Source organism: Actinoplanes sp. NPDC051470, from assembly GCF_040682035.1.
In the GTDB taxonomy this organism is placed as follows: Bacteria; Actinomycetota; Actinomycetes; order Mycobacteriales; family Micromonosporaceae; genus Actinoplanes.
Window position 1 is genome coordinate 12,916 of record NZ_JBFBAA010000045.1, and the last position, 13,237, is coordinate 26,152.

General features: G+C 69.5%; 11 protein-coding genes and 1 pseudogene. 10 read left to right on the forward strand and 2 right to left on the reverse strand.

The genetic code is table 11. From position 1 onward, the window contains the following. Nucleotides 1-5: 5 nt before the first annotated feature. From AB0M54_RS43785 to AB0M54_RS43795, 3 genes and pseudogenes are all read left to right on the forward strand, one after another. A complete protein-coding gene (locus tag AB0M54_RS43785; protein WP_364478490.1) occupies nucleotides 6-1,478 on the forward strand; it encodes a DHA2 family efflux MFS transporter permease subunit in 1,473 nt (490 codons plus the stop codon). A 62-nt stretch (nucleotides 1,479-1,540) separates the two neighbouring features. Further along, a complete protein-coding gene (locus AB0M54_RS43790; protein WP_364333378.1) occupies nucleotides 1,541-1,804 on the forward strand; it encodes a helix-turn-helix domain-containing protein in 264 nt (87 codons plus the stop codon). 72 nt (nucleotides 1,805-1,876) lie between these two features. After that, nucleotides 1,877-2,299 (forward strand): annotated as a pseudogene (locus tag AB0M54_RS43795) (HipA domain-containing protein); the annotation flags it as partial. Here the strand turns inward: AB0M54_RS43795 and AB0M54_RS43800 are convergent. After that, entirely contained in the window at nucleotides 2,202-3,323 is a 1,122-nt protein-coding gene (locus AB0M54_RS43800) for a serine hydrolase domain-containing protein (RefSeq protein WP_364478493.1), read from the reverse strand. The pseudogene AB0M54_RS43795 and the gene AB0M54_RS43800 overlap by 98 nt on opposite strands. A gap of 129 nt (nucleotides 3,324-3,452) precedes the next feature. Between AB0M54_RS43800 and AB0M54_RS43805 the strand changes: the two genes are divergently transcribed. Continuing rightward, nucleotides 3,453-4,721, forward strand: coding sequence for a sensor histidine kinase (locus tag AB0M54_RS43805; protein ID WP_364478496.1), 1,269 nt, complete (start codon nucleotides 3,453-3,455; stop codon nucleotides 4,719-4,721). A 19-nt stretch (nucleotides 4,722-4,740) separates the two neighbouring features. Further along, entirely contained in the window at nucleotides 4,741-5,385 is a 645-nt protein-coding gene (locus tag AB0M54_RS43810; RefSeq protein WP_364333387.1) for a response regulator transcription factor, read from the forward strand. A gap of 191 nt (nucleotides 5,386-5,576) precedes the next feature. Here AB0M54_RS43810 and AB0M54_RS43815 read toward each other — a convergent pair whose 3' ends face one another. Continuing rightward, nucleotides 5,577-7,886, reverse strand: coding sequence for an EAL domain-containing protein (locus AB0M54_RS43815; protein ID WP_364333390.1), 2,310 nt, complete (start codon nucleotides 7,884-7,886; stop codon nucleotides 5,577-5,579). A gap of 292 nt (nucleotides 7,887-8,178) precedes the next feature. Here AB0M54_RS43815 and AB0M54_RS43820 point away from each other — a divergent pair, with 292 nt between their 5' ends. The 5 genes from AB0M54_RS43820 to AB0M54_RS43840 all read left to right on the forward strand — a co-directional run bounded on the left by AB0M54_RS43820 (nucleotide 8,179) and on the right by AB0M54_RS43840 (nucleotide 13,186). Then, nucleotides 8,179-8,940, forward strand: coding sequence for a DeoR/GlpR family DNA-binding transcription regulator (locus AB0M54_RS43820; RefSeq protein WP_364333393.1), 762 nt, complete (start codon nucleotides 8,179-8,181; stop codon nucleotides 8,938-8,940). A 47-nt stretch (nucleotides 8,941-8,987) separates the two neighbouring features. Next, the gene (locus AB0M54_RS43825; protein ID WP_364333396.1) at nucleotides 8,988-10,349 is read left to right on the forward strand and encodes a sugar ABC transporter substrate-binding protein; all 1,362 of its coding nucleotides are present in this window, start codon (nucleotides 8,988-8,990) and stop codon (nucleotides 10,347-10,349) included. A gap of 64 nt (nucleotides 10,350-10,413) precedes the next feature. Continuing rightward, nucleotides 10,414-11,346, forward strand: a complete 933-nt coding sequence (locus AB0M54_RS43830) for a sugar ABC transporter permease (RefSeq protein WP_364333399.1) — start codon at nucleotides 10,414-10,416, stop codon at nucleotides 11,344-11,346. Continuing rightward, nucleotides 11,343-12,200 (forward strand): carbohydrate ABC transporter permease, encoded by an 858-nt coding sequence (locus AB0M54_RS43835; protein ID WP_364333402.1) that lies wholly within the window; start codon nucleotides 11,343-11,345, stop codon nucleotides 12,198-12,200. The genes AB0M54_RS43830 and AB0M54_RS43835 overlap by 4 nt, the downstream gene beginning before the upstream one ends. Further along, complete coding sequence (locus tag AB0M54_RS43840; RefSeq protein ID WP_364333405.1) at nucleotides 12,197-13,186, forward strand: zinc-dependent alcohol dehydrogenase family protein; 990 nt, start codon at nucleotides 12,197-12,199, stop codon at nucleotides 13,184-13,186. Before AB0M54_RS43835 ends, AB0M54_RS43840 begins: the two co-directional genes overlap by 4 nt. The last annotated feature ends 51 nt before the right edge of the window (nucleotides 13,187-13,237 follow it).

Sequence of the window (13,237 nt, forward strand, 5' to 3'; positions counted from 1 at the left end):
GACGCATGGATCAAGGTCTTGTCCGGTACGGCACCGCCGCCGGCCGCTGGGTGCTGTTCGCCACGGTGCTCGGGTCGAGTCTCGCGTTCATCGACGCGACGGTGGTCAACATCGCGCTTCCGGCGATCGGCCGAGATCTGGGCGCGGACGCCGCGGATCTGCAGTGGACGATCAATGGGTACGCGCTGAGCTTGGCGTCTCTCATCCTGCTGGGTGGGTCGCTCGGTGATCGGTACGGCCGGAAGCGCGTCTTCCTGGTCGGTGTCGGCTGGTTCGCGGCCGCCTCGCTGCTGTGTGGCGTGGCGCCGAACGTCGAGCTGCTGATCGCCGCGCGGGTGTTGCAGGGCATCGGGGGAGCCCTGCTCACCCCGGGCGCGCTGGCCATCCTGGAGGCGTCGTTCGAGCCGGGCGACCGGGCCCGGGCGATCGGCGCGTGGTCGGGGCTCGGCGGCGTCGGCGGCGCCTTGGGGCCGTTCCTCGGCGGCTGGCTGGTCGAGGTGGCCGACTGGCGGCTGATCTTCCTGATCAACGTACCCGTCGCCGCCCTGGTGTTGATCGTCGCGGCCCGCCACGTGCCGGAGTCGCGCAACCCGGCCGCCGCCCGCCGGCTCGACGTGGCCGGCGTGCTGACCGGGGCGGCCGGGCTGGGTGGGCTGACCTACGGCTTCACCGCGTGGCCGGAGCAGGGGCCGGGCAGCGTCGCGGTGCTCGGGTCGCTGGCCGCCGGGGTGGCCGGGCTGGTGGCGTTCGTGCTGGTCGAGCGGCGGTCGGAAGATCCGATGCTGCCGCTGGGTGTTTTCTCGTCCCGGGCGTTCAGCGGCGCCAACCTGGTCACCTTCCTGGTGTACGCGGCGAACGGCGGCGTCTTCTTCCTGGTCGTGCTCAACCTGCAGGTGGTGGCCGGGTTCAGCCCGCTGACCGGCGGCATCGCGCTGCTCCCGGTGACGGTGCTGATGCTCGCGCTGTCGTCCCGGGCGGGCGCGCTGGCGCAGCGGATCGGCCCGCGCATCCCGATGACCGCCGGCCCGCTGATCAGCGCGGCCGGCCTGGTGCTGTTGTCGAGGATCGGCGCCGGTTCGTCGTACCTGGGGAATGTCCTGCCCGCGGTGATCATCTTCGGGGTGGGCCTGTCGCTGCTGGTCGCCCCGCTCACGGCGACCGCCCTGGGCGCCCTGGAGGACCGCTACGCCGGCATCGCCTCGGGTGTGAACAACGCCGTGGCCCGCGCGGCCGGCCTGCTCGCGGTGGCGGTGCTGCCGCTGGCCGCGGGCCTGGGCGGCGGCAGCCTGACCGAGGCGTCGACGCTGCACCCGGTCTACCGCAACGCCATGCTGATCTGCGCGGGCCTGCTGGTGGCGGGCGGGGCGCTCGCGTTCCTGACCATCCCGCGCCGGATGCCCACCCACCACGCGCCGCGCTCCTTCTGCGACCCGGCGGGCCCACCGGCCCATGCGCACGTACGTGCACAAGCCGATTGATGTGCACGTACGTGCTCATCGGGTAGGGTGTGCACGTACGTGCACACGACAGGAGGGTGGCCATGCGCGTCGGCAATGTGGGCGATCTGGGGCGACACCTGCGTGAGCGTCGCCGTTCCGCCGGTTTCACCCAGCAGCAGCTGGCCGAGCGGGCGGATGTCAGCCGTCGATGGTTGTCGGGCCTGGAGGCGGGCAAGCCGAGCGCCGAGATCGGCCTGGTGCTCCGCGTCGTCGAAGCCCTCGGGCTGTATGCGGACATCCGGCCCGCCCCGCAGCCCGACATCGACCTGGACGCCTACCTCGAGTCCTTCGAAGGCCCACGATGACCACCGACCTGACCGTTCTGCTCGGCGGCCGGCCCGCCGCGATCCTCGCCCAGCGCAAGCGCCCAGGCCAAGACCGCGCTCCACCTCGAGCCGGGCACGGGACGATGGGGCGACCCGGCCGGCGCCACGCCCACGACGCACATCCTCAAACCGGCCATCACCGGCTTCGACGACCACGACCTCAACGAGCATCTCAGTCTCACCGCCCTTCACTTCGCCGGGCTGCGGGCCGCGCGTTCCCGGGTAGTGGCTTTCGGCGACGAGCGGGCCGTGGTGGTTGAACGGTACGACCGGGCACCCGCCGTCGACGGTGCTGTGAAGCGGATCCATCAGGAGGATCTTTGCCAGGCGTTGGGCCTGCCACCTACGTGCTCAGCGGCGCCTGGCCCGGACGGCACTAGCTGGTCGGGACGGGCGCGTTGGCCACCGTGGAACGGATCAGTTCGGCCACGCCCTCCATCGGGCCGCCGTCGTTGGTGCCGAGGTGGTTCTTGAGGCAGGCGATCGACAGGTTCAGCTCGGGATACATGCCGGCCAGGCCGCCGCCCATGCCGGCCCAGCCGCAGCGCTGCCCGCCCACCTCGACGGCGTAGCCCAGGGACTTCGGGCTCTCGCCGCCGAACGACCAGTCCGGTCCGTGCGTCGCCACCCCGGTGATCTGCCGCAGCCGGTCGGGTGAGACCAGCCGGACGCCGTCCACCTCGCCCATCAGCGCGGCGTACATCCGGGCGATGCCCTTGGCGCTGACCGTGCCCACCGAGGGGATGTCGGTGCGGAGGATGTCCCGGCGGTTGCCCAGTGACGCCTCCGGGCGTACCCCGGCGGGTGCGATCTTCTCGAAGTTGGGCAGGTGCTCACTGAGCGTCTCGAGCGAGGCGGACCAGTTACGGTCGGTCAGTCGCGCGAGGTGACCCAGCGGGATCTTTTCGGGTACGCCGAAGAACAGCTCGCGGTCGGCGTGCAGCGGCCGGGCGACGTCCTCGGCGAGCACCCAGGAGAGCAGCCGGCCGGTGGCCCGCCGCACCGTCTCGCCGATCAGCCAGCCGTACGTCCAGGCGTGGTAGCCCTGCTGCGTTCCAGGCTCCCAGAGCGGGGCGGACATCGCGATCGTCCGGCACATCCGATCCCAGTCGAGAAAATCTTCGGGCGTCGTGTACGACGGCAGGTGTGGCACCCCGGCCGAGTGGGTCAGCAGGTGCCGCAGCGTGGTGTGCTCCTTGCCGTGCCGGGCGTACTCCGGCCAGACGTCCACGATCCGCAGGTCGTAGTCGATGCGCCCCTGCTCGGCCAGCACGTGGACGCAGGTGCTGGTCAGCCCCTGGCCGGTGGAGAAGCTGAAGAACGGCGTGTCCGGGGTGACCTGGTGGCCGTTGGCCGCGTCGGCCAGGCCGGACACCGCGTTCACGATCAGCCGGCCGTCCAGATAGGCCGCGACCTGCACGCCGACCTCCCGGCCGGAGCCGACCAGGCCGTCGATCGCCTTGAGCACCTGCGCTTGCAGGGCGGTCCAGTCTTCCATCCGATTACTCCAGGTTCGTCCCCACGCTCAGGCTAGCGCCGGGTTGAGCTTCTGGTCGGGTTATCCCTACCCTCGATCCGGCGGACAGCGGGATCGGACGGGGAGGCCTGGATGCCTAGCGTCAGACCTATGACCGCAACCCGCGCACTTCGCCAGCTCGGCATGGACACCCAGTACGTACTCCTCGGCTTCCCGCTCGGCCTGATCGCGGTCGTGCTCAGCATGACCCTGTTCTGGCTGGGCGTCGGCCTGACCGTCCTCTGGGTCGGCTTGCCGATCCTGACCGGCATCTTCCTGCTGGCGCGCGGTCTGGCGGTGATGGAACGCGCCCGGGTCGGCCCGGTGCTCGGCGGCCGGCTGCCCCACGTGCACTACAAGCGCGCGGTCGGACGGAGCTTGTGGCGACGGGTCGTCACCCCGCTCGGCGACGGGCAGAACTGGCTCGACCTGCTGCACGCGATGTTCCGCTTCATCCCGTCCACGATCGCGTTCTGCTTCGTGCTGGCCTGGTGGGTCGGCGCGGTCGGGGGCCTGACCATCATGCTCTGGGACTGGTCGATCCCGCGCGGCCCGGAGGCCCACGACCTGCCCTGGCTGCTCGGCCTCGGCGACGGTGTCGGCGTCCGGTACACCTTCTACATGGCCTGTGGCCTGTTCTTCGCGCTCACCCTGTACCCGGTCGTGCGCGGCATGGCGATCATGGAGACCGCCTTCGCGCGGCTGCTGCTCAGCCGGGTCAGCGACCTGCGCGAGCAGGTCGCCCAGGCGGAACTCGCCCGGGACACCGCCCGCTCCCAGAAGAACGCCGCGGTCTCGGCCGAGGCGGTCGCCCTGCGCAAGCTGGAACGCGACATCCACGACGGCCCGCAGCAGCGGCTGATCCGGCTGGCCATGGACCTGGGCCGGGCCGAGCAGCAGTTCACCAAGGACCCGGACGCGGCCCGGGCCACGGTCACCGAGGCGCTCACCCAGACCCGCGAGACGCTGGACGAGTTGCGGGCGCTCTCCCGCGGCATCGCTCCGCCGATCCTGGTCGACCGCGGGCTGCCGGCCGCGCTGACCGCGGTCGCCGGGCGCTGCACGGTGCCGGTCGAGCTGATCGTGCCGGGCATCGAGCGCCTCGACCCGGCGGTGGAGTCGGCTGCGTACTTCGTGGTGGCCGAGTCGCTGACCAACGTGGCCAAGCACAGCCAGGCGACCGAGGCCAAGGTGACCGTGCGGGAGCTGGCCGGCCGGCTGCTGATCGAGGTGGCCGACGACGGTGTGGGCGGCGCCTCGGTCGCCAAGGGGAGCGGCCTGGCCGGGCTGGAGGACCGGGTGCACGCCGCGGGCGGCGAGTTCGAGGTGTTCAGCGCGGCCGGGGAGGGAACGGCGATCCGGGTAGCGCTGCCCGTGTGAAAGACGACAGTATGTCGCCATGCGTGTGGTGATCGCCGACGACGCGGTGCTGCTGCGCGAGGGCCTGGTCCGGCTGCTGGAAGAGAACGGGCACACCGTTCTCGCCGCGGTCGGCGACGGCCCCGCGCTGGTGTCCGCCATCACCGAACACCGCCCCGATGTGTCCATCGTGGACGTCCGGATGCCGCCCTCGCACACCGACGAGGGGCTGCGCGCCGCGGTCGAGGCCCGGTCCCTGGTGCCGGGCACGCCGATCCTGGTCCTCTCCCAGTACGTCGAGGTGGCGTACGCCGAAGATCTGCTGGCCGACCGCGCCGGCGCCGTCGGCTATCTGCTCAAGGACCGCGTCTCCGAGATCACCGACTTCCTCGACGGGCTGACCCGGGTGGCCGGCGGCGGGACGGTGCTCGACCCGGACGTGGTGTCCCAGCTGCTGGTGCGCCGGCGCCGCGACGACCCGCTGCGCAACCTGACGCCGCGCGAGCGCGAGGTGTTGTCGCTGATGGCCGAGGGCCGCTCGAACACGGCGATCGCCCGGCGCATGGTGGTCACCGACGGCGCGGTCGAGAAGCACGTACGCAACATCTTCACCAAGCTCGACCTGCACCAGGACGAGGAGCAGCACCGCCGCGTGCGCGCCGTCCTCACGTACCTGCAGGGTTAGCTCGCCGGTAGCGGCGACCGGGGCGGACGTGGCGGCGTCCACCCCGGTCTGTCCGGGGCGGCGCGAGCCGCTCCCGAGGACGCCACATTAGATGATGATCTTGACCGATGATCACGCGGCATCATGCATGACAGCGAATCGTTACGCAGTAGCCCGCCGGCGTAGCCAGGCGTTCGCGATGTGTGGGTCTTTCACGTTCCGTCGACGGCCGCGGAGTCGACGGCCGCGGAGGCGGAAGCCGGCGCGGAGGCGGGCGCGGCGGCCGCCCCGGCGTCGGCCTGCGCGAAGTCGGCCGGGTCGGAGTCGAAGAGGAGCGCGTCCATCGCCTGCTCGGTCAGCGGCTCGGCGAAGTAGTAGCCCTGCCCGAGCTCGCAGTTCCCGTCGGTGAGCTCGGAGAGCTGCCCGGCGTCCTCGATGCCCTCGGCGATGGTCGAGAGCCGCAGCGCCTGGCCGAGCTGGATGATGCCCAGCGTCAGCGCGGCGGCGGCCGGCTCGTCACCCACGTCGTCGACGAACGACTTGTCGATCTTGATGATGTCGACCGGGAAGCGCCGCAGGTAGGCCAGCGATGAGTAGCCGGTGCCGAAGTCGTCGATGGCCAGGCGTACCCCGAGGGCCTTGACCTCTTCCAGCTGTTGGATGGTGTTCGGCCGATGGTCCACCAGCAGGCTCTCGGTCAGCTCGATGACCAGGCAGGTCGCCGGCAGGCCGGTCTCCGCGAGCACCGACTTGACCAGGCCCGGCAGCACACCCTGGTCGAGCTGGACGGCCGAGAGGTTCACGCTGACGGTCAGCGGGACGTCGCGGCGCTCGTTCCACTGGGCCGCCTGCCGGCAAGCCTCGCGCAGCACCCACTCGCCGATCGGCACGATCAGGCCGGTCTCCTCGGCCATCGGGATGAAGTCCAGCGGCGGGATCGTCCCGCGCTCCGGGTGCTGCCAGCGGATCAGCGCCTCGAGACCGCTGATCTTCTTCGTCCGCAGGTGCACGATCGGCTGGTAGCGCAGCTGGAACTCGTGCCGGACGATGGCCCGGCGCAGGTCCGCCTCCATCTGCAGGGCGGCCTGGAACTCGGCCTGCATGGCCGGTTGGAACATCTCGTACCGGTCCTTGCCCTGCTTCTTGGCCTGGTACATGGCCAGGTCGGCGCGGACCATCAACTCCTGGCCGTCGTGCCCGCGGGCCTCGCCGAAGGCCACGCCGATGCTGCAGCTGACGAAGGTCTCCTTGCCGCTGAGCACGAACGGCTCGCGGATCGCCTCGAGGATCCGCCGGGCCACCGGTATGACCTCCTCGACCGTGGCGGCCGAGGGCAGCAGCACGGCGAACTCGTCGCCGCCGAGCCGGGCCGCGGTGTCGTCCTTGCGCAGGCAGCGCTCGATCCGCGCGGCCACGCCCCGCAGCAACTGGTCGCCGGCGGCGTGCCCGAGCGAGTCGTTGACCACCTTGAAGCGGTCCAGGTCGACGAAGAGGGCGGCCACGCCGTGCGGGCCGCCGTCGAAGGCGCTCTCCAACCGGGTCATGAACAGCGCACGGCTGGCCAGACCGGTCAGCGAGTCGTGGAACGACTGGTTCATCGCCTCGAGCGTGCGCGCGTCGGTGACCGCCAGGCTGACGTGCTCGGCGAAGGCGCGGAGGATCTCCTGGGACGCCTGGTCCCAGTGGTGTCCGGGCCGGCGGGTGGCGACCGAGAGGCAGCCGACCACGCGGCCGTTCTCGTGGACGGGCACCGCCATCACCGCGGTCAGGCCGTTCCGGGCGATCGACGGGATCGCGATCGGCGACTGCTCGTAGTTCTCCACGGCCACCAGCTCGTCGCCCATGATGGCCAGGCCGGCCACCCCGGCGGCGGGCAGCGGCACCCGCTGCATCTGCCCGAAGACCTCGGGGGTGAAGCCGTGGCAGGAGACCATGCTGCCGACCGTCGGGTCGTCCGTCTCGAGCATGTTGAGCGTGGCGATCTCCACGCCGATCAGCTCGGAGGCGCCGCGGCTGACGGTGTCCAGGATCTGCTGCAGCGGCGCCCGCCGGGCGATCGCCCGCTGGATGGCCGAGAGCTGCTCGAACAGCCGCTCGCGCTCCTTGAGGGTGTCGGTCCGCTCGGCCTCGATCACGGCCAGGGCGTGCAGGCTGAGCTCCAGCACCCGGGCCATGCCGCGGAGCAGGCAGACGTCCTCGGCGCTGAAGGCCGCGGCCCGCCGGGCCAGGACCAGGATGCCGGGGGAGCGGCCGTCGATCTCCGCGTGGGTGATCGCGTACGGGCCACCGGGCAGGTCGATCCCGGTGGAGCCGGACGCGACCTGGCTGAGCTCGTACGCGGAGATCTGGTCGGCGGACACGCCGATCGCCGCCGCCACCTCCCCGTCGATCACGAGCACCGCGAGGTCGGCCTCGAGCGCACGTGCCGCGCACTCGACGGCAGCGTGCTGGGCGGCCGGGCCCGGGGGGCGGTCGGCCACGACGGAGAGGAACTCCGTCAGTTGCTGGGTTGCAAGTGCCACGGTGTTGACGGTCGGCGGGCTAGCTCCGGAACTGAGTGATTCGCTCAGTCGGTGCGGTGCCCGAACGCACATCCCCGGGCGGGCACTCCCACACCTCGGGCAGAGTTCGGGCACCGATCCTGCCCAAACGGTCATGACCTTGCTCCGCTTTCATACATCTCTGTCATAGTTTCGAGCGGGTTGAAGTTGCCGGGAAACGGTCAAGGACACAGGCAAGTCGCCTAGTCTGTGATGGGGGCCACACGTTTCGCCGGTGTTAAAAAGAAGCACGGCATGGCGGGAGGTGGACTGGATGAATGCGGACGAGCGGCAACATCAGATCGTTGCTCTCGCTCGACGGCAGGGCGAGGTCGATGTCGCCAAACTGTCGGCCGAGCTTGTTGTTTCCGCCGAGACGATCCGCCGCGACCTGCGCCGGCTGGAAAAACACGGACTTCTCCGCCGCACCCATGGCGGCGCCTATCCGGTCGAGACCGCCAAATTCGAGACCGACCTCGCGATGCGCACCACCCGCGGAGTGCCGGAGAAAAGGCGGATCGCGGCCGCCGCCGTGGGCCTGATCGGTGACGCCGAGACCATCTTCATCGACGAGGGATTCACGCCGCAGCTGATCGCCGAGGCGCTGCCCACCGACCGGCCGCTCACCGTGGTGACCGCGTCGCTGAACACCGCGGCCTGGCTGGCCACCAACTCGCCGGTCACCGTGCTGCTGCTCGGCGGCCGGGTGCGGGGGCGCACCCTGGCCACCGTCGACCACTGGGCGAGCACGATGCTGTCCGGTTTCGTGCTCGACCTGGCGTTCGTCGGGGCCAACGGCATCTCCCGTGAGGTGGGGCTGACCACGCCCGACCCCGCGGTGGCCGACGTGAAGGCGCAAGCCGTCCGCGCGGCTCGCCGGCGCATTTTCGCCGGCATTCACACCAAGTTCGGCGTCCGCACATTCTGCCGGTTCGCCGAGATATCCGAATTTGAATCACTGGTCACGGACACCGGCCTGCCGGCGTCCGAGGCGCAACGCTATTCCCGGCTCGGGCCTCAGGTGCTCCGAGTCTAGTAATCCCGCTTTTGCAATTGATAGCGCATTTCGACGGAGGATCAACCGTGCAAAAAACAGGTAGGAAACTGTCGATCGCGCTGGCCGGAGCATCGGCCGTCGCGCTCGTTCTCTCCGGGTGCTCGGGCGCCGGCTCGACGGGCGGCGGGGGCACCGAGGGCGGCGACAACACGATCACCGCGCTCATGGTCGGCAACCCGCAGATGGAGGACATCCAGAAGCTGACCGCCGACAACTTCACCAAGCAGACCGGCATCACCGTGAAGTTCACGATCCTCCCGGAGAACGAACTGCGCGACAAGGTCACCCAGGACGTGGCCAACCAGGGCGGTCAGTACGACGTCGCGACCGTCGGCGCCTACGAGGTGCCGATCTGGTCGAAGAACGGCTGGCTGCACGAACTCTCCACGCAGGCCGCCGCGGACAGCTCGTACGACCAGGCCGACCTGCTCAAGCCGATGGTGCAGTCGCTCACCGGCGAGGACGGCAAGATGTACGCCGCCCCGTTCTACGGCGAGTCGTCCTTCCTCATGTACAACAAGGACATGTTCGCCGCGGCCGGCATCACGATGCCGGAGAAGCCGACGTGGGCCCAGGTGGCGGAGTACGCCCAGAAGCTCAACAAGGACGGCGTCGCCGGCATCTGCCTCCGCGGCCTGCCCGGCTGGGGTGAGGTGTTCGCCCCGCTGACCACGGTCGTCAACACCTACGGCGGCACCTGGTTCGAGAAGGACTGGACGCCGAAGGTGAACTCCCCGGAGTTCAAGGAGGCCACCAACTTCTACGTGAACCTGGTGAAGAACTACGGCGAGAAGGGTGCGCCGCAGGCCGGCTTCACCGAGTGCCTCAACACGTTCAGCCAGGGCAAGGCGGCGATGTGGTACGACGCCACGTCGGCGGCCGGCACGCTGGAGGACCCGGGCGCGTCGAAGGTGGCCGGCAAGGTCGGCTACGCGTACGCCCCGGTGAACAAGACCGAGTACTCCGGCTGGCTGTGGACCTGGGCGTGGGCCATGCCCAAGACCACCAAGAAGTCCGAGAACGCTTGGAAGTTCATCTCCTGGGCCACCGGCAAGGACTACGAGAAGCTGGTCGGCTCCAAGCTCGGCTGGTCGCGGGTCCCGTCCGGCAAGCGCACCTCGACCTACGCGATCCCGGAGTACAAGGAATCGGCCAAGGCGTTCGCCGACATCACCCTGAAGTCGATCGAGAACGCCAACCCGCAGAATCCGGGTCTGCAGCCCCGGCCGGCCCTGGGTGTGCAGTTCGTCGGCATCCCCGAGTTCGCCGACCTCGGCACCAAGGTGTCACAGGAGGTCAGCGCCTCGATGGCCGGCAGCAAGACGGTCGACCAGGCACTGAATGACGGTCAGAAGCTCGCCGAGGACGTCGCGAGCAAGTACAAGTAGTGCCCCGCGGCGGCGCCGCCCTTCCCTGGAGGGTGGCGCCGCCGTACCGACCGGAAGGCTCACCATGACCGACGTCATCACCCGGGCGGAAGAGAAGAAGAAGACACCCCCGGCCTTACCCCCCAAGGGCGGTGCGAAGGAGCGGTGGTCACGCCGTGCTCCGCTGCTGCCCGCTCTGATCTTCGCGATCATCATCACGCAGGTGCCGTTCCTGTTCACGATCTACTACTCGACCCTGAGCTGGAACGCGCTGCGACCCGGCGTCAAGGACTTCGTCGGCTTCGACAACTACCTCACCGTCCTGACCGACGACCGGCTGCGCTCGGCCCTGCTCAACACCGTCATCCTGACCGCCGGCGCGGTGATCTTCTCGATGATCCTCGGCCTCGGCCTGGCCATCCTGATGGACCGCAAGTTCCTCGGCCGCGGCATCGTGCGCACCATGCTCATCACGCCGTTCCTGATCATGCCGGTCGCCGCCGCCCTGCTCTGGAAACACGGCATCTTCAACCCCGACTACGGCCTGATCAACGGCCTCTTCGGCACCGACACCGCCTGGACCACCAGCTATCCGAAAGCGGCCATCATCACCACCCTGGTGTGGCAATGGACGCCGTTCATGATGCTCATCCTGCTCGCCGGCCTGCAGTCACAGTCCACCGAGATCCTGGAAGCCGCCCGCGTCGACGGGGCTGGAGCCTGGCGGATCTTCACCACCATGACCCTGCCCCACCTGCGCCAATACCTCGAACTCGGCGCCCTGCTCGGCTCGATCTACCTGGTCAACACCTTCGACGCGATCTTCACCATCACCCAGGGCGGACCCGGCACCGCGACGACGAACCTGCCCTACGAGATCTACCAGACCATCTTCAGCAAGTACGAATACGGCGAAGCCTCCGCCGCCGGCGTGGTCGTCGTCATCCTCACGATCATCGTCGCGAACTTCGCCCTGCGGGTCATCTCCGGCCTGTTCAAGATGGAGGAGGGCCGATGACCACGGCAACCGCGACCCTGCCGAACACGAGCCCGGCCGCCCGCCGCCGGCTCACCGGCTCGATCTGGGGCGTGGTGGCCTGGATCGCCGGGATCATCTTCGTGTTCCCGGTGATCTGGATGGTCCTGACCGCGCTCAAGCAGTCCAAGGACGTCACCACCAACCCGCCGGTCTGGTTCTTCACCCCGACCCTCGAACACTTCTCCACCGTGCTCAACGGCAACATCACCCCGTTCCTGCTGAACTCGCTGATGGCCAGCGTGTTCTCGACACTGCTGGTGGTCGTGCTGGCCACCCCGGCGGCCTACGCGCTGTCGCTGCGACCGGTCCGCAAATGGACCGACGCGCTGTTCTTCTTCATCTCCACCAAGATGATGCCGCCGGTCGCCGCCGTGCTCCCGGTCTACCTGCTGACCGTGCAGATCGGCATGAAGGACAACATCTGGACCATGGTCATCCTCTACACCTCGATGAACCTGCCACTGGCCATCTGGATGATGCGCTCGTTCCTGCTCGAAGTGCCCAAGGAGGTGCTGGAAGCCGGAGAGGTCGACGGTGCCGGCCTGATCACCTCGATCCGGAAGATCATCCTGCCGATCGTCGCGCCCGGCCTCGCCGCCACCGCGCTGATCTGCTTCATCTTCACCTGGAACGAGTTCTTCCTCGCCGTCAACCTCACCGACACCGTGGCCTCGACGGCGCCGATCTATCTGCTCGGCTTCATCTCCGGCCGCGGTCCGTTCCTGGCCGACCTGTCGGCGGCGGCCACCCTGCTCTCTCTCCCGGTGCTGATCGCCGGATGGGTGGCCCAGAACAAGCTGGTCCGTGGTCTGTCGATGGGCGCCGTCAAGTGAAGGCAGCCGTCGTCGTCACCCCGGGGACGATCGAGATCCAGCAGGTTCCCGACCCCGCGCCCGGCCCCACCGACGTGGTGGTCAAGCCGGCCGCGGCCGGGATCTGCGGCACCGACCTGCACATCATGCAGGGCGAGTTCGCGCCCGCCTTCCCGATCGTTCCGGGGCACGAGTTCGCCGGGGAGATCGTCGCGGTCGGGTCCGGGGTCACCGGGTACGCGGTCGGCGACCAGGTGGCCGTCGACCCGTCGCTCTACTGCGGGCACTGCTACTACTGCAAGCGGGCCCGGGGCAACCAGTGCGAGAACTGGGCCGCCATCGGGGTGACCGTGAGCGGCGGGGCGGCCGAGTACGTGGCCGCGCCGATGGCCAACCTGTTCGCGCTGCCCGCGGGTCTGAAGGCGGCGGACGCGGCGCTCATCGAGCCGCTGTCCTGTGCGCTGCGGGGCTTCGACGTGCTGCCCCGGAACATGGCCGACAACTTCCTCATCTACGGCTCGGGGACGATGGGCCTGATGATGATGGAGCTGGCCAAGCGGGCCGGCGCGGCCACCGTGTCGATGGTCGACCTCAACCCGCAGCGGCTCGAGACGGCCGAGCGGCTCGGCTGCACCGCGGCCGTGACCAGCGCCGACGAGCTGGAGGCGCCCCGCGGCTGGGACGTCGTCATCGACTGCACCGGGGTGGCCGCCGCGATCAAGGACGGTCTCGGCCGGGTCGGCCGGGGCGGCACGTTCCTGCAGTTCGGGGTGGCCGGTTACGACACCAAGGTCGAGATCGAGCCGTACGACATCTACCGGCGGGAGATCACCATCGCCGGGTCGATGGCGGTGCTGCACACCTTCGACCGGGCCGGCCAGCTGATGGCCGCCGGCGTGCTCGATCCGGAGGTGTTCGTCAGCCACCGGTTCCCGCTGGACGACTACGCGGCGGCGCTGGCTCAGTTCCAGGCCGGGGTCGGCCGCAAAATCATGATTGAACCCTGACTCATGCCACTTTGAGTTAGGACTTCATCACTGCGGGTTGCAACGGGCGGG